Here is an 18,557-nt window from a genome sequence, read left to right on the forward strand (position 1 = left end):
GAGGTCGGCCGCGGACCGGCCGATGTGAGGACGTGGACTCCTTGCGCCGGATCCTGCCCTGGCAGGCGTACACCGCGGGCGGCGCGGTGCTCGGCGTGGCGTGCCTGCTCGTGCCCGGCGGGCTGCTGCACGACGCCCTGTTCTCCTGCGTGAGCCTGTCGGCGGCCGTCGCGACCGCCGTCGGCGCGCGCCTGCACCGCCCCCAGCGGGCCTCGGCGTGGTGGCTGCTGGCCGCCGGGCTGCTGGCCTGGGCGCTCGGTGACGTGTCCTACGCCGTCTGCTACACGTGGCTGGACTCGCAGACCTTCCCCGACGTGCCCGACGTCTTCTACGTCCTGGCCTACCCGCTCATCGCCGCCGCGATGCTGCGGATGGCGCGCCAGGCCCGCCCCGGCGCGGACCGCGAGGGCGTCATCGACGCCGCGATCCTCGCCGTCGGCTTCGGGATGCTGTCGTGGACCTTCCTGGTCCGCCCGGCGCTGCACACCCTGCCGCAGGACCTGCCCGCTGGCCTCGTCGCCCTGGCCTACCCCGTGGGCGACGTCGTCGTGCTGGCCATGCTGGTGCGCGTCTTCTCCGCCGCCGGGCACGGCTCGCGCGCCTTCACGCTGCTGGCCGGGGCCGCCTCGGCCATGCTGGCCGCCGACGCGCTGTGGCAGGCCGCCGACGCCTACTCCACGCTCGACGCGACCTGGGTCGACTCCGTCTTCCTCGTCTCCTACGTCCTGTGGGGCGCTGCGGCGCTGCACCCGTCGATGCGGCGGCTGTCCGACCCCGCACCCAGCACCCGCCACGAGTTCAGCTCCCTGCGCCTGACCGTCCTGACCGCCGCGAGCCTGCTCTCACCCGGCACCCTGGGTCTGGAGCTGGCCCTGGGGCAGCCCCCGCAGGGCTGGGCCGTCGTCATCAGCTCCTCGGTCCTGTTCGTCCTCGTCGTGACCCGCATGTCCGCCCTGCTGGGCCGGCTGCGCGAGCAGACCGCCCTGCTCGGCGACCTGGCCCGCACCGACCCGCTCACCGGCCTGCTGAACCGCCGCAGCGCCGACGCCGAGCTGCAGCGCGTGCGGTCGCGCGCCGAGCGCGAGGGGGTCCCGCTGGTCGTGGCCCTCCTGGACCTCGACCACTTCAAGGTCTTCAACGACACCCACGGGCACCCCGCCGGGGACCGGCTCCTGGTGGGGGCCGCCACGGCCTGGCGCACCGCCCTGGCCGGCCGCGGCGTCCAGCTCGCCCGCTGGGGCGGGGAGGAGTTCCTCGCGGTCTCCTGCGGGACGCCGCCGGAGCAGGTCGAGGAGCTGCTGAGCGGGCTGCGCGCCGTCGTGCCCGAGGGGCAGACCTTCTCCGCCGGCCTGGCCCGCTGGGACGGGCGCGAGGACACCGCCCGCCTGCTCGCCCGCGCCGACCAGGCCCTCTACGCCGCCAAGCACGCCGGCCGCGCGTGCACCCGGACGGCCCCCGAGGAGGCCGAGCGCGTGCACCCCGCGCGCTGACGTGTGCGAAGCTGCACGGAACAGCCCCACCCCACGACGACGTGGACCGCAGGAGTTCCGATGCACAGCTTCGCCGGCGCCATCGCCGAGCACGCCCGCACACGTCCCGACGACGTCGCCGTCCGCCTCGACGACCACGCCCTGACCTGGCGCGACCTCGACGACGCCACCGCCCGCGTCGCCGGCTGGCTGCGCGCCCAGCGCGTGCGGCCCGGGGACCGCGTCGCGCTCGTCGCGCCCAACGTCCCCGAGTTCCCGGTGCTCTACCACGGTGCCCTGCGCGCCGGGGCGGTCGTCGTCCCCATGAACCCGCTGCTGCGCGGCCGCGAGGTCAACCACCACTTCCGCGACTCCGGGGCGAGCCTCGCCCTCGTCTGGTCGGCCGTCGCCGAGGCCGCCCACGCCGGCGCCGTCGGCACCGCGACCCGCGTCGTGGAGGTCGGTCCCGGGACCCTGCCGACGCTGCTCGCCGGGGTGGAGCCCGACCCCGCGGGCCACGAGCCGGCCCCCGGGGACACCGCCGTCATCCTCTACACCTCCGGCACCACCGGGGCCCCCAAGGGCGCCGAACTGACCCACCACAACCTGTTCAGCAACGCCCGCACGAGCCAGGAGTCCCTCATCCGGCTCGGCGAGGGCGACACCATCCTCGGCGCGCTGCCGCTGTTCCACGCCTTCGGCCAGACCTGCGCCATGAACACCGCGATCGTCGCCGGGCGCACCATGACCCTGCTGCCCCGGTTCACGGCCGCGGCGGCGCTCGCGGTCGTCCAGCGCGACCGGGTGACGCACTTCGCGGGCGTGCCGACGATGTACGTGGCGATGCTCAACGAACCCACCGCCGGCGAGTTCGACCTGAGCTCGTGGCGCTCCTGCGTCTCCGGCGGCGCGTCGCTGCCCGTGGAGGTGCTGCGCGGGTTCGAGGAGAAGTACGGGGTCGTGGTCCTGGAGGGGTACGGCCTGAGCGAGACCTCGCCGGTCGCCTCCTTCAACCGCCCCGACATCGAGCGCCGGCCCGGGACCATCGGCGTGCCCGTCGACGGGTGCGAGATGGACCTGCGCGCCGCCGACGGCACCCCCGTCACCGAGGGGGTCGGCGAGATCGTCATCCGCGGTGAGAACGTCATGAAGGGCTACTGGCGCAACGAGGCCGCGACGGCGTGGGCCATCACCGACGGGTGGTTCCGCAGCGGTGACCTCGCCACCCGCGACGCCGACGGCTACTACACGATCGTCGACCGGGCCAAGGACATGATCGACCGGGCCGGGTACAACGTGTACCCGCGCGAGGTCGAGGAGGTCCTCTACGAGCACCCCGCCGTCGAGCAGGCCGCGGTCGTGGGGTTCCCCGACCCGCTGGTGGGGGAGGAGGTCGGGGCCGCCGTCGTCCTGAAGGCCGGAACCGCGGCCACCCCCGAGGAGTTGATCGAGCACGTGAAGGCCCAGCTCGCGGCCTACAAGTACCCGCGGCGGGTCTGGATCGTGTCCGAACTGCCCAAGGGCCCCACCGGCAAGATCCTCAAACGTGAGATCACACCCCCGGCAGGAGAGGAAGCGCAGTCATGACCGTCGTGGACTACTACGACATCGCCGCGGACCTGACCCCCCGCGAGCTCGAGGTCTGGCAGGCCGTGCGCGAGTTCGTCGACGAGAAGGTGATCCCGGTGGCCGGCGGCTTCTGGGAGCGCGCCGAGATGCCGATGGACCTGCTCAAGGAGTACGGCCAGCTGAACCTCGTCGGCGACGGGCTCGAGGGTCCGGGGATCCCGGCGCTCAGCCACACCGCGGCCGGGCTGGTCACCATGGAGCTGTCCCGCGGCGACGGCAGCTTCGCGACGATGCTGGGCGTGCAGGCCGGACTGGCCATGCGCTCCATCGCCTTCCTCGGCTCCCAGGAGCAGAAGGAGCGCTGGCTGCCGCCCATGGCGCGCCTGGAGGTCCTGGGGGCGTTCGGCCTCACCGAACCCGACCACGGTTCCGACGCCGTCGCGCTGGCCACGACCGCGCGCCGGGACGGCGACGACTACGTCCTGGACGGCGCCAAGCGCTGGATCGGGTTCGGGACGGTCTGCGACGTGTGCGTCGTGTGGGCCCGCGGCGAGGACGGCCAGGTCCAGGGTTTCCTCGTCGAGCGCGGGACCCCCGGCTACGAGGCGACGGTCATCGAGGGCAAGGCGTCGCTGCGCGCCATCCACAACGCCCAGATCACCCTCGACGGCGTCCGGGTGCCGGCGGCGAACAGGCTGCCGGGGGCGGCCAGCTTCCGCGACACCGGCCGGGTGCTGTCCGCCACCCGCGCCGGCATCGCCTGGGGCGCGCTGGGGCACGCGACCGCCGCGTACGAGACGGCGCTGGCGTACTCGCTGGAGCGCAAGCAGTTCGGGCAGCCGCTGGCGAGCTTCCAGCTCGTGCAGGACAAGCTCGTGCAGATGCTCGCCGAGGTCACCGCCATGCAGCTGTTCTGCCTGCGGGTGGGCAAGCTCGCCGACTCCGGGCGCCTGACCGACACCCAGGCGTCGCTGGCCAAGGTGAACGCCACGCGCAAGGCCCGCACCGTCACGGCGATGGCGCGGGACCTGCTGGGCGGCAACGGGATCCTGCTGGAGCACCGGGTCGCGCGGCACATGGCCGACGTGGAGGCGCTGCACACCTACGAGGGGACGGAGTCGATCCAGACCCTCATCGTCGGCCGGCACCTGACCGGCATCTCCTCCTTCACCTGACCCGACCCACTCCCGCGATCGAGGAACCCCGCGTGACGTGGGGTTCTTCGATCGCGGGGACTCAGACCTTGAAGCGGCCCATGAGGGCGCGGACGTGGTCGGCGGTGTCGGCGACCTGGCGCGAGCACGCGTCGGTCTCGTGCGCGCTCGTCGTCGTCCGCTCCGCCACCTGCGCGACGTCGCCGATGGTCCCGGCGATGGTGCGCGTCGCCGAGGCCGCCCGGGCGACACCGCCGGCCAGTTCACCGGTCACGGCCGACTGCTCCTCGACGGCCGCGGCGACGGTGGCCTGGATCTCGTCGAGCCGGTCCACGACCGTCCCGATGTGCGCCACGGAGGACGCCGCCGCGTGCACGTCCTGCTGCAGGGCCGCGATCTTGCGCTCGATGTCCTCGGTCGCCCGCGCCGTCTGGGTGCTCAGCTCCTTCACCTCGCCGGCGACGACCGCGAAGCCCTTGCCCGCGTCCCCGGCCCGGGCCGCCTCGATGGTGGCGTTGAGGGCCAGCAGGTTCGTCTGCTGGGCGATCGCGGTGATGGCCGCGACGATCTGGCTGATCTCCTCCGAACTCGTCGACAGGGTGCCGATCGCCCGCTCGGTCGAGCGGGCGACGTCGACGGCCTCCGCGGCGATGCGGGCGGCCTCGTTCGTGCCGCGGGCGATCTCGGAGATGCTGGCGCCCATCTGCTCGGCGGCCGCGGCGATGCCGGTGACCTCACCGCTGGCGGCGTCGGCCTGCTCGGCCACGACGCCCGAGCGCTGGGCCGTCTCGGCGACGTTCTGGCCCAGGACCCGGCTGGTCGCGTCGAGCCGGGAGGCGGCGGAGTTCAGCGTGTCGGCCTCCGAGGAGACCTCGCGGACCGTCCCCGCGATCGCCTCGGCGAACCGGTTGAAGGCCGCCCCCAGCGCCCCCAGCTCGTCCTTGCGGGACTCGTCGACGCGCTTGGTCAGGTCCCCGTCGCCGTCGGCGATGTCGGCCAGGCTGTCCCGCAGCCGGCGCACGGGGCGGCCGATGCCGGTCCCGATGAACCACGTGACGACACCGGCGACGAGGACCGCGAGCAGCCCCAGCAGGATCGTCGTGGTCCGCAGGGAGCGGCTGGCGGCCAGCGCGGAGGCGCGCGGCGCGCTGACGAGCAGCGTCCAGGTCTGGGTGGCGTCCACGCGCACGGGGGCGACGGCGAGCAGGTCGGTCGAGTCCGAGCGCGTGGTGGTCCGGCCCGAGCCGCTGACGGCCAGGGCGAGGTCCTTGGTGGTCCCGGTGGCGGGCCGTCCCAGGTCGGCGGCCCGCGGGGAGGTGACGACCGTCCCCGACTCGGTGAGCAGCGAGGCGTACCCCGTGCCGTAGGGCTCGATGCCGTTCATCGACGCGGTGAGGCTCGTCAGCGACAGGTCCGCCGTGACGACCCCGGCGAACGCCCCGTCCACGACCACGGGGGCGGCGGCGGTGCTCATGAGCACCGTCGCGCCGTCGACCTCGTACTCGTAGGGCTCGGTGAAGAAGACCTTCCCGGTCTCCTTCGGGGTCCAGTACCAGGCGCTGGCGGTGTGGTCGTCGAGGTCGGTCAGCGGCGTCACGGCGAGGGTGCCGCCGGAGCGGTACCAGTAGGGGATGAGACGCCCGCTGGCGTCGCTGTCGGGTGACCCGGCGTACCGGGCGTCCTGGCCGTCGAAGGCGTCCGGGTCCCAGCCGGTGCCCATGCCGACGAACTCGGGGTGCGCGGCGAGGGTGGAGTGGACGAGCTCGGACGCAGCGGTCCGGGTGAGGACGCCCTGGGACTTCAGCGACGCCATGGCGTTCGCGACGTCGGTGACGGTGCGCACGGAACCGGCGAGCTCGGCCTGCACCGCCGCGGCGTGGGTCTGAGCCAGCTGGGAGGTGTACGCCGTCGCCTGCCGGCGGCCGAAGCCGTCGCTGCGGGTCGTCACGACGACGACGAGCAGCGCCAGTGTCGTGACGACCATCGCCAGCGTGCTGGCGACGAGCCGGGTCCTGATGCTGCGCACTGCGTCCTGCTCCCTGACCGTCCTCCCGGCGGGAGGTCCTGCGGGCGTCGTCGGCGGTGCGGCGGGCTGACTTGAGCGCGGACCCGGCCCCGAATGTCAGGCCGGTGCGGCGACGGTGAGCGCCTGCGGGTTGAGCAGGTGCCGGGGCCTGCGCCCGGTCGCCACGTCGATCACCGCCTCGAGGGCGCTGGCGGAGGTGTCGCGGGTGAAGTCCGCCGTCCAGCACAGGGCGTGCGGGGAGAGCACCACGTTCTCGAACGTCAGCAGCTCGTCGTCGGGGTCGAGCGGTTCGGGGTCGACGACGTCGAGCCCGGCCCCGCGGATCGCACCCGCCCGCAGGGCCTCGCGCAGCGCGTCGGTGTCGACCAGGCCGCCGCGGCCGATGTTCACCAGGAACGCGTCGGGCCGCATGAGACCCAGGGCGCGGACGTCGACCATCCGGTGCGTGGAGGCGTTCAGCGCGGCCGTGAGCACGACGTGGTGACTGCGCCGCAGCAGGTCGTCGAGGTCGGTGAACTCCACGCCCAGCTCGGCGGCCTCGGGGTGGGTGCCGCGGCGGTTGGTCGCGACGATCCGCACGCCCAGGGGCTGCAGCAGCCGCGCGAGGTCGGCCCCCACGCCGCCGAACCCGACGATCCCGATGGTCGAGCCCTCCAGGGCCGCGCCGCGCAGCCGTTCCCGGGCGCCCCAGTCCGAGCGGCGGGTCGCCGCGTCCTTGCCGAGCAGTTTCGCCGCTCCGGCGAGCAGCAGGGATAGAAGGTTTGTTAACGGTATCAGCAGGTTATCGGTCCACGAGCATAGGCGTAGTTCAAACCCGCATAGCCCCTGAATGCGTAGAAGTAGGTTTCTCCCGGTTTTTTGACGCTGCAGTAACCGTCATTGCCCCCGGCGATGTCGGCCTTGATGTGCAGAGTGGCTTGGCAGTCGTTGCGCATGTAGACGTAACCTGCGGGAGGACCTGCTGGTTCGCCGTTGGGGAAGTAGTCCTTCGTTCGCGTGATGATTACGCAGTAGGGAACATAGGCCTGCGCTGCAGCAGCTGGACCAGCGATGGACGCGAACAGTCCCGCCACGAGGCCGATGACTGTCAGACGAGTTGCTCTTCGCCGACGTAGCGCACCGGTTGCCGACGATGGACCATGAATCTTCTGCGTCCATGAGGTGCTGGTGTTCAGTGGATCGACTTTGATCATTCTGTGAAAGTACTAGGGAACCTTCGATTGGTCTAGGGGGCGCCGGGTGCGCTGTGGGTCAGCAAACCAAGCACTGCGCTACCTCGGTCGCGGTCGAGGCAGCGCAGTGCTCGCGGCACACGTAGGCAGTGATTTTCCGGTGGTGTCCGCCACCCACAGCGGAACGAGCTGTAGGGGATCAGGTCGTCAGCTCGTATGGGTGGAACCGGCGCCCGGTCACCCGCTCGCTGGCCCCGACCCGGTCCAGGTAGGGCGTGATCCCGCCCGTGAACAGCGGGTGACCCGTGCCCAGGACCAGGCACACGTCGACGTCCTCGGGCCCGGCCACGACACCTTCGTCCAGGACCCGGCGGATCTCGTCGGCCAGCGCGTCCTGCACGGTGGTCAGCACCTGCTCGCGCGTCAGCGGCGCGGTCCCCACCTGCAGGAACCCGGCGGCACCGGTCTCGGCGACCGGCCCCTTGGCGGTGACGAGCTCGGGCCCGCCCTCGGCGACCCAGCGCCGCAGGTTCTCCGAGACGCGGTAGCGCTCGGGGAAGGCGGCGGCGAGGGTCTCGTGGACGTGCAGCATGACGGCCGGGCCGACGAAGTGCGCCAGCCGGAACGGCGACATCGGCAGCCCCAGCGGGTCCAGGGCGTGCTCGACGTCCAGCAGCGGGGTCCCGGCGTCCAGGGCCCGCAGGACCTCGTCGAACATGCGCGTCGAGATGCGGTTGACGACGAACGCGGGGGCGTCGCGGACCAGGACGCACGTCTTCTTGAGCTTCTTCCCGACCGCGAACGCCGTGGCCAGCGTCACGTCGTCGGTCGTCTCCGTGCGCACGACCTCCACCAGCGGCAGGACCGCGACGGGGTTGAAGAAGTGGAACCCGACGAAGCGCTCGGGGTTCTTCAAGACCGAGGCCATCTCGGTCACCGACAGCGAACTCGTGTTCGTCATCAGCACCGCGTCGGCGCGCAGCAGCGGTTCGAGCTCGCGCAGCACGTCCTGCTTGACGGACAGCTCCTCGAACACGGCCTCGATGACGACGTCGCAGTCGGCCAGGGCGGACTTGTCCACGGCACCGGAGACCGAGACCGTGAGCCGGTTGGCGGTGTCGGCACCGATCCGGCCCTTGGCGAGCAGGTCGGCCACGCCCTGCCGGACGAACCCGACCCCCTTCTCGACGCGCTCGGCCGAGACGTCGGTCAGGACGACGGGCACCTGCAGCCGGTGCAGGAACAGCAGGGCGAGCTGGGAGGCCATCAACCCGGCGCCGACGACCCCGACGGAGGTGACCTTGCGGGGTTCGGCCTGCTGGACACCCGGGGGGGCGCCGACGGGTTTGCGCCCGTAGCGCTGGACGAGGTCGAACGCGTACAACCCGGCGCGCAGCTCGGCCGAGACGCCGAGGTCGGCCAGCGCGGCGTCCTCGGCGGCGAAGTGCTGCTCGCGCGAGGTCGTCCGCGCCGCCGCGAGCAGGTCCAGGGCCCGGTACGGGGCGGGCGGTGCGCCGTGGGTGCGCGCGTCGGCGACGGCCCGGCCCCGGGCGATCGCCGCGTCCCAGACCTCCTGGTCCGCGGGCAGCGCGCGTTCGACGAGCGTCTCGCCCCGCAGGACGGACGCGCTCCAGCGCAACGACTCCACGAGGAAGTCGGCGGGTCCGAACTGCGCGTCGGCGATCCCGGCGGCGAACGCCTGCGGGCCGGACAGCGTCTTGTTGCCCGCCAGCGCGTTCTCGATCGCGACCTTCACGGCGACGTCGGGCCCGGCCAGGTGGGGCAGCAGCCAGGTCCCGCCCCAGCCGGGCACCAGGCCCAGGTACGCCTCGGGCAGGCCGATGCCCCGCACCGACGACGAGATCGTCCGGTACGTGCAGTGCAGCGCCAGTTCCAGGCCGCCGCCCAGGGCCAGGCCGTTGACGAACGCGAACGTCGGGATCCCGACGCGCTCCAGGGTGGTCGAGAACCGGCCCAGCACCCGGTGCCCGGCCTCCCCCAGGGCGAGGGAGTCGTCGCGGGAGGGGATGCGGGCCATCGACTTCAGGTCCGCCCCGGCGCAGAAGACGTGGTTCGCCCCGGTGACCCCGATCGCGGCGACGTCCAGCCGCTCGGCCTCGTCGAGGGCCGCCGAGAGTTCCTCGAGCGCCTGCGGGCCGAGCACGAAGGGCCTGCGGGGATCTCCCGAGTCCAGGGTCAGGAGCGCCAGCCGGTGCGCACCGGCCCAGGAGAGGTCGACCGTGCGCACGTGCACCGGCATCAGTTCGCCCCTTCCCAGTTCGGGTTCTCCCACAGCACGGAACCGCCCTGCCCGAGCCCGACGCACATCGCCGTCAGCCCGTACCGCACCTCGGGGTGCTCGGAGAACTGCCGCGCGAGCTGGGTCATGAGCCGCACCCCGCTGGCCGCCAGCGGGTGGCCGATGGCGATCGCCCCGCCGTAGGGGTTGACCCGGGGATCGTCGTCGGCGATGCCGAAGTGGTCCAGGAAGCTCAGCACCTGCACCGCGAACGCCTCGTTGAGCTCGAACAACCCGATCTCGTCGATGCCGACCCCGACGCGGCGCAGCAGCTTCTCGGTGGAGGGGATCGGCCCCAGGCCCATGACCTCCGGTTCGACGCCGGCGAAGGCGAAGCCCACCAGGCGCATCCGCGGGGTGAGACCGAGCTCGGCGGCGCTCTCCTCGGCGGCCACGACGCACGCGGTCGCCCCGTCGGTGAGCGGGGAGGCGTTGCCCGCCGTCACCCGCCCGTACGGGCGGAACGGGGTCCGCAGGTTCGCCAGGGCCTCCAGCGTGGTCCCGGGCCGGGCGAGCTCGTCGGCCGTGGCCAGTCCCCAGCCCAGCTCGGAGCTCGGGGAGGCGACGGGGACCAGGTCGGCCGCGATCTGCCCGTTCGCGACGGCCTTGGCGAACTTCTCCTGGCTCCCGACGGCGAAGGCGTCGGCGCGCTCCTTGGTCAGCTGCGGGAAGCGGTCGTGCAGCGCCTCGGCGGTCTTGCCCATGTCGAGGGCGTCGGGGGAGACGATCCGCTCGGTGAGGAACCGCGGGTTGGGGTCCATCCCGGCCCCCAGCGGGTGGTGGCCCATGTGCTCGACGCCGCCGGCGAGGGCGACGTCGAGGGCCCCGACGGCGATGGAGGCCGCGGTCGTCGTGACGGCCGTCATGGCCCCGGCGCACCAGCGGTCGATGGCGTAGCCGGGCGTGGTGACGGGCAGACCGGCCAGCAGTGCGGCGCTGCGACCGAGGACGAGTCCCTGGTCCCCGCTCTGGGTCGCGGCCGCGACGGCGACCTCCTCGATCCGTCCGGGGGGCAGGGACGGGTTGCGGCGCAGCAGCTCGCGCAGGCAGGCGACCACGAGGTCGTCGGCGCGGGTCCGGGCGTGCAGGCCGTCGGGACGGGCCTTGCCGAACGGCGTGCGGACGCCGTCGGCGAAGACGACGCTCCGTCCGGGGGGAGCGGTGTGGGCCACAGGACCTCCTCGTCGCAGGTGTGCTCAGGGGCCACCGTACGCGTCGCGCGAGGTAAGCGGTACTCCGGGTCCCGGGTAATCCCCCGGGGGGCTCAGGCGCGGTGGGTCCGCCCGGCCAGCGCCTCGTGCAACTGCCCGGCGGACAGGGGGGCGCAGCGCAGGGGGGTGCTGCCCGCGGGGGTCGACCGCAGCCCGTCGAGCACGAGGCCGAGGTGGCGGGTCCAGTAGTCGCCCGTCACGGCGCAGCCGATGTCGGCGGCCACCTGCAGCGCCTTCAGCAGCACGACGAAGTCGGTCGCGCTGACGTCGGGCCGCAGCTGCCCGCTGGCCTGGGCCCGGGCGACGAGGGCCTCCAGGCGCGGTTCGAGCTCGCCGCGGGCCACCGCGATCCCCGAGTGCCCGTGGTGGGGGGACATCACGGCCTCGCGCAGGCCGCGGTCGTCGGCCATCTGCCGGCTCGCGCCCTCCAGGAACGCGACGAGGCCGGACCAGGCGTCGGGGTCGGCCAGCGCCTCGTCCGCCAGCCCCACGAGCCTGCGGATGCCGTCCTCGAACAGGGCCTCCACGAGGTCGTCCTTGTCGGAGAAGCGCCGGTAGACGGTGCCGACGCCCAGGCACGCGTGCCGGGCGACGTCGTCGAGCGTGGCGGCCAGCCCCCGCTCGGCGAACACGGCCCGCGCGGCGGCCAGGATCCGCTGGCGGTTGCGCTCGGCGTCCTTGCGCAGCGGGCGGCAGCCGGACCCGCGCGGCGGGTCCGGCACGAGGCCGGGGGTCGACGAGCTGGTGTCCACGCTGCTCACGTCGGCAGTCTACGGCGAGAAGTGGAGGTCATGGCTCAACTTCGCTGCTAACCTGCCGATGGAAACGGAGAACCGATCTCCGCTGAGTGGAAGCAGTGCTCTCGTGACGAGTCCCGAAACCCCGCCCCTGGACCCCGCCCGGGTCCCCCTCGACCACGGCGCGGGACGCATCCCCGCCCAGCGCGCAGCCCCGGCGGCCGCCGCGCCCCGTCCCGGCCGCTCGCCGTGGCTGGTCCTGGCCGTGCTGTCGGCCGCCCAGCTCATGGTCGTCCTCGACGCCACCGTGGTGAACATCGCCCTGCCGTCGGCGCAGTCCGCGCTCGGCTTCTCCGACGCCAACCGGCAGTGGGTCGTCACGGCCTACGCCCTCGCCTTCGGCAGCCTCCTGCTGCTGGGCGGGCGCCTGTCCGACGTCATCGGCCGCAAGCCCCTGTTCGTCACCGGGGTCGTCGGCTTCGCCCTCGCCTCCGCCCTCGGCGGTGCGGCGCAGGGGTTCGGCACGCTCGTCGCGGCCCGCGCGCTGCAGGGCGTCTTCGGGGCCATGCTCGCCCCGGCGGCCCTGTCGCTGCTGACCACCACGTTCACCGACCCGGCCGCCCGCACGAAGGCCTTCGGGATCTTCGGCGCCGTCGCCGGCGCCGGCGGCGGGTTCGGCCTGCTGCTCGGCGGTCTGCTCACCGAGCACCTGTCCTGGCGCTGGTGCCTGTACGTCAACGACGTCATCGCCGTCGTGGTCCTCGTCGCCGCAGTCGTCCTGCTCGAGCACAAGCGGTCCGACGACCGGGCCCCGCTGGACTGGTTCGGGACCGTCCTGGCCGTCGTGGGCCTCGTGGGGATCGTCTACGGCCTGGGCAACGCCGAGACGCACGGCTGGTCCGCGGCGGGGACCTGGGGCTTCCTGGTCGCCGGCGTGGTCCTGATGGCCGTGTTCGTCTGGTGGCAGGCCCGGGCCGCGCACCCGCTGCTGCCGCTGCGCGTCGTCCTGGACCGCAACCGCGGCGGGTCGCTGCTGGCGATGGCCGTCGTCGGGGCCGGGATGTTCGGCGTCTTCCTCTTCCTCACGTACTACCTGTCCGCGCAGCTCGGCTACACCCCTGTGCGGACCGGGCTCGCCTTCCTGCCGATGATCGGGGCCATCTCGGTGACGGCTCCCGTCGTGGGTTCGCGCCTCCTGACGCGGGTGGGTCCCAAGCCGTTGATCCCGACCGGGCTCGTCCTGGCCGCGGTCGGCATGGCCCTGCTGACCCGCATCGACGTGGACTCCTCCTACGCCTCGGTCGTGCTGCCCGGCCTCGTCGTCGAGGGCGTCGGCCTCGGCTTCATCTTCTCGGCGGCCATGGCCAGCGCCGTCCAGGGCGTGGACCGCGCCGACGCGGGGGTCGCCGGGGCCATGGCGAACACCGTGCAGCAGATCGGTGGCTCGATCGGCACGGCGCTGCTGTCGGCCCTGGCCGGCAGCGCGGCCACGCGCTACGCCCAGGACCACGCCGCGCAGATGGCCACCGCCGCCGGCAAGGCCCAGGCCGTCGTCGCCAGCTACCACGCCGCGTTCTGGGTGTGCGCCGCGATCTTCCTCGTGGGCGCGCTCGTCACGGCGCTGGTCCTGCGCCGCGGCGCCCCGGAGGTCGACCCGGACGCCGCGCCCGTCATCGCCCACTGACCCGGGCTCCCGCAGCGCTGGTCCCCCTCGCGGGGATCAGCGCTGCGTCGTTCCCAGCAGGTCCGCGAGCTCGTCGAAGGCCGCGGCCAGCACCGTCGGCAGGTCGCTGCCCGGCCGGGCGGCCCACCGGGTGAAACCCACCTTGAAGACCGCGACCCCGGTCTCGGCCGCCAGCAGTGCGCTCGGGTCGGGGACGCCCTTCGCGCGCAACGCCGAGCGGAGCGCGGTGACGAGGCCGTCCATCTTCGTGAGCTCGCGTTCGCGCAGCTCGGGGTGGGTCGCGATGACGGCGTCGCGGGTGCGGGCGCGCTCGGGGTTGGTCTCCACGGCCGCGGCGGCGCTGCCCAGGGCCGCCCGCACGAGCTCGAGCGCGGAACCCTCGGACCGGGCGACGACGTCGGCCAGGTGGGCCTCGAGGAGTTCGCCGCCGTGGAACAGCGCGTCCCGCTTGTCGGCGAAGTGCCGGAAGAACGTCCGCTCGGTCACCCCGGCGCGCTCGGCGATCTCGGCGGCCGTGGTCGCCTCGAAACCGCGTTCGGCGAACAGCTCCAGCGCGTTCTGCGCGAGGCGCCCGCGCGTGCCCGGTTCCCAGCGACCCACGTGGGGATCGTACTGATGACAGTGACCGACATCAGGTGCTAGCGTCATGTCTGTCACTGACATCGTCTTCAGGAGGCAGACCGTGCAGGTCTTCGTCACCGGCGCGTCCGGGCTCATCGGCAGCGCCTTCGTCCCCGAACTCCTGGCCGCCGGCCACCAGGTCCTGGCCCTGGCCCGCTCCGACGCCTCGGCCGCCGTCCTGGCCGAGCGCGGTGTCGAGGTGCTGCGCGGCGACCTCGGCGACCTCGACGTCCTGCGGGCCGGCGCCCGCGCCGCCGACGCCGTCGTCCACCTCGCCTTCCAGCACGACTTCACCGACTTCGCCGGTGCCGTCGCCGTCGACCGCGCCGCCATCGACACCCTCGGCGCCGCCCTGGCGGGCACCGGGCGGCCGTTCACCATCGCCTCCGGCACCCCGGCGGTACCCGGCCGCGCCGCCACCGAGGAGGACTTCCCCCAGGTGCCGCCGCCGCTCGGCGGCCGGATGGACAACGCGCTGGCCACCCTGGCCCTGGCCGACCGGGGCGTGCGCTCCTCGATCGTGCGCCTGCCCCGCACCGTCCACGCCGACGGCGGCCGCGGCGGGTTCGCCGGGCTCCTCGTGCGGACCGCCCGGCGCACCGGCGTCTCCGGCTACGTCGCCGACGGGTCCGCCCGCTGGCCCGCCGCCCACGTCGGCGACGTCGCCCGCCTGTTCCTGCTCGCCCTCGACGTGCCCGCCGGCACCACGCTGCACGCCGTCGGCGACGAGGGCGTCTCGGTCCTGGACACCGCGACGGCCATCGGGAGGGGTCTCGACGTGCCCGTGCAGCCGGTCGAGGCCGAGGCGCTCGGCTTCCTGGGGCAGCTCGCGACCCTGGACCAGCCCGCCTCCAGCGCCCTCACGCGGGAGCGGTTCGGGTGGGAGCCCGAGGGGCCCTCGCTCCTGGAGAACCTCGGCGCGGGGAACTACGTCCTGGACTGACGGGCCCGGCCCCTCAGTGCGGGCACGGCTGCGTCCGTTTGACGCGGACCGTCGAGGCCGGGTTCGCCGCCGGCGCCCCGGCCGGCCGGGTCACCAGGTCGCCCCCGCGGTCGGGGCAGCGGCCGAACCCCGTCGCGCGCCGGCGGCAGGCCGAGGCGGCAGCACCCGCAGGACGGCCGTCGCTCCGGCACGCCCCGCCGGTAGCGGGAAGACTCGCGCCGTCCCGCCCGTTACGATGACCGCACAGGCGACGATCCGGCCATCACCGGTGAGCCTCCGGAAGAACGGGCGCCAGCGCCCCAGTAGAACCGGGCGGGTCCGGCCCGCGTGAGCACGCCGGACGAGAGCGGTCACCCCCGTCGCGGGGTGGCAAGCGGGGTGGTACCGCGGCACCGCCGGCCCCGGCGGCGTCGTCCTCGCGGCTGGAGCGGTTCAGTCGAGGAGACACGGTGTCCGAGGACGTGACGGAAGCGACCCCGACCTCAGGTGAGGTCACGACCAGCCCCAGCTTCCCCGAGATCGAGCGCCGCGTCCTCGACTCCTGGAAGGCCGACGACACGTTCCGCGCCAGCGTCGAGGCCCGGGCGGGCTCCGCGGCCGGGGAGTTCGTCTTCTACGACGGCCCGCCCTTCGCCAACGGCCTGCCGCACTACGGCCACCTGCTGACCGGCTACGTCAAGGACCTCGTCCCGCGCTACAAGACCATGCGCGGGTTCGGCGTCGAACGCCGCTTCGGCTGGGACACCCACGGCCTGCCCGCCGAGGTCGAGGCCGAGAAGCAGCTCGGGATCACCCACAAGTCCGAGATCGACGCGCTCGGCGTCGCGACGTTCAACGACGCCTGCCGCACCTCCGTCCTGAAGTACACGAAGGAGTGGGAGGAGTACGTCACCCGGCAGGCGCGCTGGGTCGACTTCGACAACGACTACAAGACCCTCGACACCGACTACATGGAGTCGGTCATGTGGGCCTTCAAGACGTTGTGGGACAAGGGGCTCGTCTACGAGGGGTTCCGCGTCCTGGCCTACTGCTGGCGCTGCGAGACGCCCCTGAGCAACTCCGAGACGCGCCTGGACGACGTCTACCGCAACCGGCAGGACCCCGCCGTCACCGTCGGCTTCGCCTTCACCGACGCCGGCGACGACCTCGACGGCGTCCTCGGGCTCATCTGGACCACCACGCCCTGGACGCTGCCCAGCAACCTGGCGATGGCCGTGCACCCCGACCTGGAGTACGTCGTGGTCGACGGCGGCGCCGCGCACGAGGGGAAGCGGTTCCTGCTCGCCGCCGACCGCGTGGGCCACTACGCCCGCGAACTCGGCGAGGACCCGCAGGTCCTGTCCCGCCACCGGGGCGCGGACCTGCTGGGCCGCACCTACACCCCGCCGTTCCCGTACTTCGCCGGCCGCGAGAACGCCCACCAGGTGCTGGCCGCCGACTACGTCACCACCGACTCCGGCACCGGCGTCGTCCACATCGCGCCCGCCTTCGGCGAGGACGACAAGCTCGTCACCGACGCCGCCGGGATCGTCCCCGTCGTGCCCGTCGCCTCCAACGGCACCTTCACCGCCGAGGTCACCGACTTCGCCGGGATGCACGTCTTCGACGCCAACAAGGAGATCAACCGCGCCCTGAAGAACGGCCTGCCCTCCGGCGCCGTGCTGCTGCGGCAGGAGACCTACGACCACTCCTACCCGCACTGCTGGCGCTGCGGGAACGCCCTCATCTACCGCGCCGTCTCCTCCTGGTTCGTCAAGGTCACCGCGATCCGCGACCGCATGGTCGAGCTCAACGAGCAGATCACCTGGGTCCCCGAGCACGTCAAGCACGGCTCCTTCGGCAAGTGGCTCGAAGGCGCGCGCGACTGGTCCATCAGCCGCAACCGCTACTGGGGCAGCCCCATCCCCGTGTGGACCTCCGACGACCCGGCCTACCCGCGCGTCGACGTCTACGGCTCCCTCGACGACCTCGAACGCGACTTCGGCGTCCGCCCGGCCGACCTGCACCGCCCGTACATCGACGACCTCACCCGGCCCAACCCCGACGACCCCACCGGCAAGTCGACCATGCGCCGCGTCCCGGAGGTCCTCGACTGCTGGTTCGAGTCCGGCTCCATGCCGTTCGCCCAGGTGCACTACCCGTTCGAGAACACCGAGTGGTTCGAATCGCACTACCCGGGCGACTTCATCGTCGAGTACATCGGGCAGACCCGCGGCTGGTTCTACACCCTGCACGTCCTGGCCACGGCCCTGTTCGACCGGCCCGCGTTCACCACGTGCGTCTCGCACGGGATCCTGCTCGGCGACGACGGCCGCAAGATGAGCAAGTCGCTGCGCAACTACCCCGACGTGTCCGAGGTCCTGGACCGCGACGGCTCCGACGCCATGCGCTGGTTCCTCATGAGCTCGCCCGTCCTGCGCGGCGGGAACCTCATCGTCACCGAGCAGGGCATCCGCGACTCCGTGCGCCAGGTCCTGCTGCCGCTGTGGAACACCTTCCAGTTCTTCCAGCTGTACGCCGGGACCTCCAGCCACACCCCGCGCTGGCGCACGAGCTCCACCGACGTCCTCGACCGCTACGTCCTGGCCAAGCTGCACGACACCGTCGTGGCGGTCACCGAGCAGCTCGACGCCTACGACATCGCCGGGGCCTGCGAGAGCGCCCGGCAGTTCCTGGACTCCCTCACCAACTGGTACGTCCGGCGCTCGCGCTCGGCGTTCTGGGACGGGGAGTCCGAGCGCGCCAAGGACGCCTTCGACACCCTCTACACGGTGCTGGAGACGACGACGCGGATGCTCGCCCCGCTGCTGCCGCTGTTCTCCGAGGAGATCTGGCGGACCCTGACCGGCGGCCGGTCGGTGCACCTGACCGACTGGCCCGACGCCGTGGACCTGCCCGCCGACCCCGGGCTCGTGAGCGCCATGGACGAGGCGCGCGCGACCTGCTCCAGCGTCCTGGCGCTGCGCAAGGCCAACGGCCTGCGCGTGCGGCTGCCGCTGTCGACGGTGGAGGTCCTCGTCGCCGACCCGGCTGCGCTGGAACCGTTCGCGCAGCTCGTCGCCGACGAGGTCAACGTCCGGTCCGTGAGGCTGGGCACGATCGACAAGGCCGTGGAGCACGGGGTCGTCGCCAAGCTCACCGTCAACGCCCGGGCCGCCGGTCCCCGGCTGGGCAAGAACGTCCAGCAGGCGATCAAGGGGGCCAAGAGCGGGGACTGGGAGGAGCGCCCGGACGGCACCGTGGTCTCCGGCGGCATCGAACTCGTCGAGGGCGAGTACGAGCTGTCCACCGTCGTCGAGGGCGGCGGGACCGGGCTGGCGACGTCCCCGCTCGAGGGCGGGGGTTTCGTCGTCCTCGACACGACGGTGACGCCGGAACTGGCGGCCGAGGGCATCGCCCGCGACGTCGTCCGGCTCGTGCAGCAGGCCCGCCGCGAGGCCGGCCTGCACGTCGCGGACCGCATCCGGCTGACGGTCGCGGCCGACGGGCCGGTGTGGGAGGCGCTCGTGACGCACCAGAACCTCGTCGTGGCCGAGACCCTGGCCCAGCAGTTCGGGTCCAGCGGGTCGGCCGACGCGCTGGCGGCCGAGCGGGCGACGCTCGTGGGGTCCGTCGAGGGGCACGAGGTCCGGATCGGCGTGGAGAAGGTGGAGTCCTGATGAGCGAGAAGGC

13 protein-coding genes are annotated in these 18,557 nt (G+C 73.2%); 6 read left to right on the forward strand and 7 right to left on the reverse strand.

All coding sequences use genetic code 11. The annotated features are described in order from the left end of the window. Positions 1 to 32: 32 nt before the first annotated feature. Genes CLV37_RS04635 through CLV37_RS04645 form a run of 3 tightly spaced genes read left to right on the forward strand, consistent with a single transcriptional unit; the run spans position 33 to position 4,213 of the window. Positions 33 to 1,490: a GGDEF domain-containing protein gene (locus CLV37_RS04635; protein ID WP_106207646.1), complete on the forward strand. Its 1,458-nt coding sequence runs from the start codon at positions 33 to 35 to the stop codon at positions 1,488 to 1,490. Positions 1,491 to 1,550: 60 nt separating this feature from the next. Then, entirely contained in the window at positions 1,551 to 3,056 is a 1,506-nt protein-coding gene (locus CLV37_RS04640; protein ID WP_106207648.1) for a long-chain-fatty-acid--CoA ligase, read from the forward strand. Beyond that, positions 3,053 to 4,213 (forward strand): acyl-CoA dehydrogenase family protein, encoded by a 1,161-nt coding sequence (locus CLV37_RS04645; protein WP_106207650.1) that lies wholly within the window; start codon positions 3,053 to 3,055, stop codon positions 4,211 to 4,213. The genes CLV37_RS04640 and CLV37_RS04645 overlap by 4 nt, the downstream gene beginning before the upstream one ends. Before the next feature lie 61 nt (positions 4,214 to 4,274). Here CLV37_RS04645 and CLV37_RS04650 read toward each other — a convergent pair whose 3' ends face one another. The 6 genes from CLV37_RS04650 to CLV37_RS04670 form a co-directional block, all read right to left on the reverse strand. After that, positions 4,275 to 6,218: a methyl-accepting chemotaxis protein gene (locus CLV37_RS04650; protein ID WP_106207652.1), complete on the reverse strand. Its 1,944-nt coding sequence runs from the start codon at positions 6,216 to 6,218 to the stop codon at positions 4,275 to 4,277. 96 nt (positions 6,219 to 6,314) lie between these two features. Next, positions 6,315 to 7,088 (reverse strand): NAD(P)-dependent oxidoreductase, encoded by a 774-nt coding sequence (locus tag CLV37_RS04655; protein WP_106207654.1) that lies wholly within the window; start codon positions 7,086 to 7,088, stop codon positions 6,315 to 6,317. Then, a complete protein-coding gene (locus CLV37_RS26935) occupies positions 6,992 to 7,411 on the reverse strand; it encodes a hypothetical protein (protein WP_146149296.1) in 420 nt (139 codons plus the stop codon). The genes CLV37_RS04655 and CLV37_RS26935 overlap by 97 nt, the downstream gene beginning before the upstream one ends. A 178-nt stretch (positions 7,412 to 7,589) precedes the next feature. Continuing rightward, a complete protein-coding gene (locus CLV37_RS04660; RefSeq protein ID WP_106207656.1) occupies positions 7,590 to 9,650 on the reverse strand; it encodes a 3-hydroxyacyl-CoA dehydrogenase NAD-binding domain-containing protein in 2,061 nt (686 codons plus the stop codon). Beyond that, a complete protein-coding gene (locus CLV37_RS04665; protein WP_106207658.1) occupies positions 9,650 to 10,861 on the reverse strand; it encodes a thiolase family protein in 1,212 nt (403 codons plus the stop codon). Before CLV37_RS04665 ends, CLV37_RS04660 begins: the two co-directional genes overlap by 1 nt. Before the next feature lie 92 nt (positions 10,862 to 10,953). Then, on the reverse strand, positions 10,954 to 11,661 hold the full coding sequence (locus tag CLV37_RS04670) for a TetR/AcrR family transcriptional regulator (protein WP_106207660.1): 708 nt from the start codon (positions 11,659 to 11,661) through the stop codon (positions 10,954 to 10,956). A 103-nt stretch (positions 11,662 to 11,764) separates the two neighbouring features. Here CLV37_RS04670 and CLV37_RS04675 point away from each other — a divergent pair, with 103 nt between their 5' ends. Continuing rightward, positions 11,765 to 13,321 (forward strand): MFS transporter, encoded by a 1,557-nt coding sequence (locus CLV37_RS04675; RefSeq protein WP_211298397.1) that lies wholly within the window; start codon positions 11,765 to 11,767, stop codon positions 13,319 to 13,321. A 36-nt stretch (positions 13,322 to 13,357) separates the two neighbouring features. Here the strand turns inward: CLV37_RS04675 and CLV37_RS04680 are convergent, their stop codons facing one another. Next, on the reverse strand, positions 13,358 to 13,921 hold the full coding sequence (locus CLV37_RS04680) for a TetR family transcriptional regulator (RefSeq protein ID WP_106207664.1): 564 nt from the start codon (positions 13,919 to 13,921) through the stop codon (positions 13,358 to 13,360). A gap of 82 nt (positions 13,922 to 14,003) precedes the next feature. Here CLV37_RS04680 and CLV37_RS04685 point away from each other — a divergent pair, with 82 nt between their 5' ends. Both CLV37_RS04685 and ileS read left to right on the forward strand, forming a co-directional pair. Next, complete coding sequence (locus CLV37_RS04685) at positions 14,004 to 14,885, forward strand: SDR family oxidoreductase (protein ID WP_106207666.1); 882 nt, start codon at positions 14,004 to 14,006, stop codon at positions 14,883 to 14,885. 449 nt (positions 14,886 to 15,334) lie between these two features. After that, on the forward strand, positions 15,335 to 18,544 hold the full coding sequence (ileS, locus tag CLV37_RS04695) for an isoleucine--tRNA ligase (RefSeq protein ID WP_245885250.1): 3,210 nt from the start codon (positions 15,335 to 15,337) through the stop codon (positions 18,542 to 18,544). Positions 18,545 to 18,557 lie beyond the last annotated feature (13 nt).

Source organism: Kineococcus rhizosphaerae (genome assembly GCF_003002055.1).
In the GTDB taxonomy this organism is placed as follows: domain Bacteria; phylum Actinomycetota; class Actinomycetes; order Actinomycetales; family Kineococcaceae; genus Kineococcus; species Kineococcus rhizosphaerae.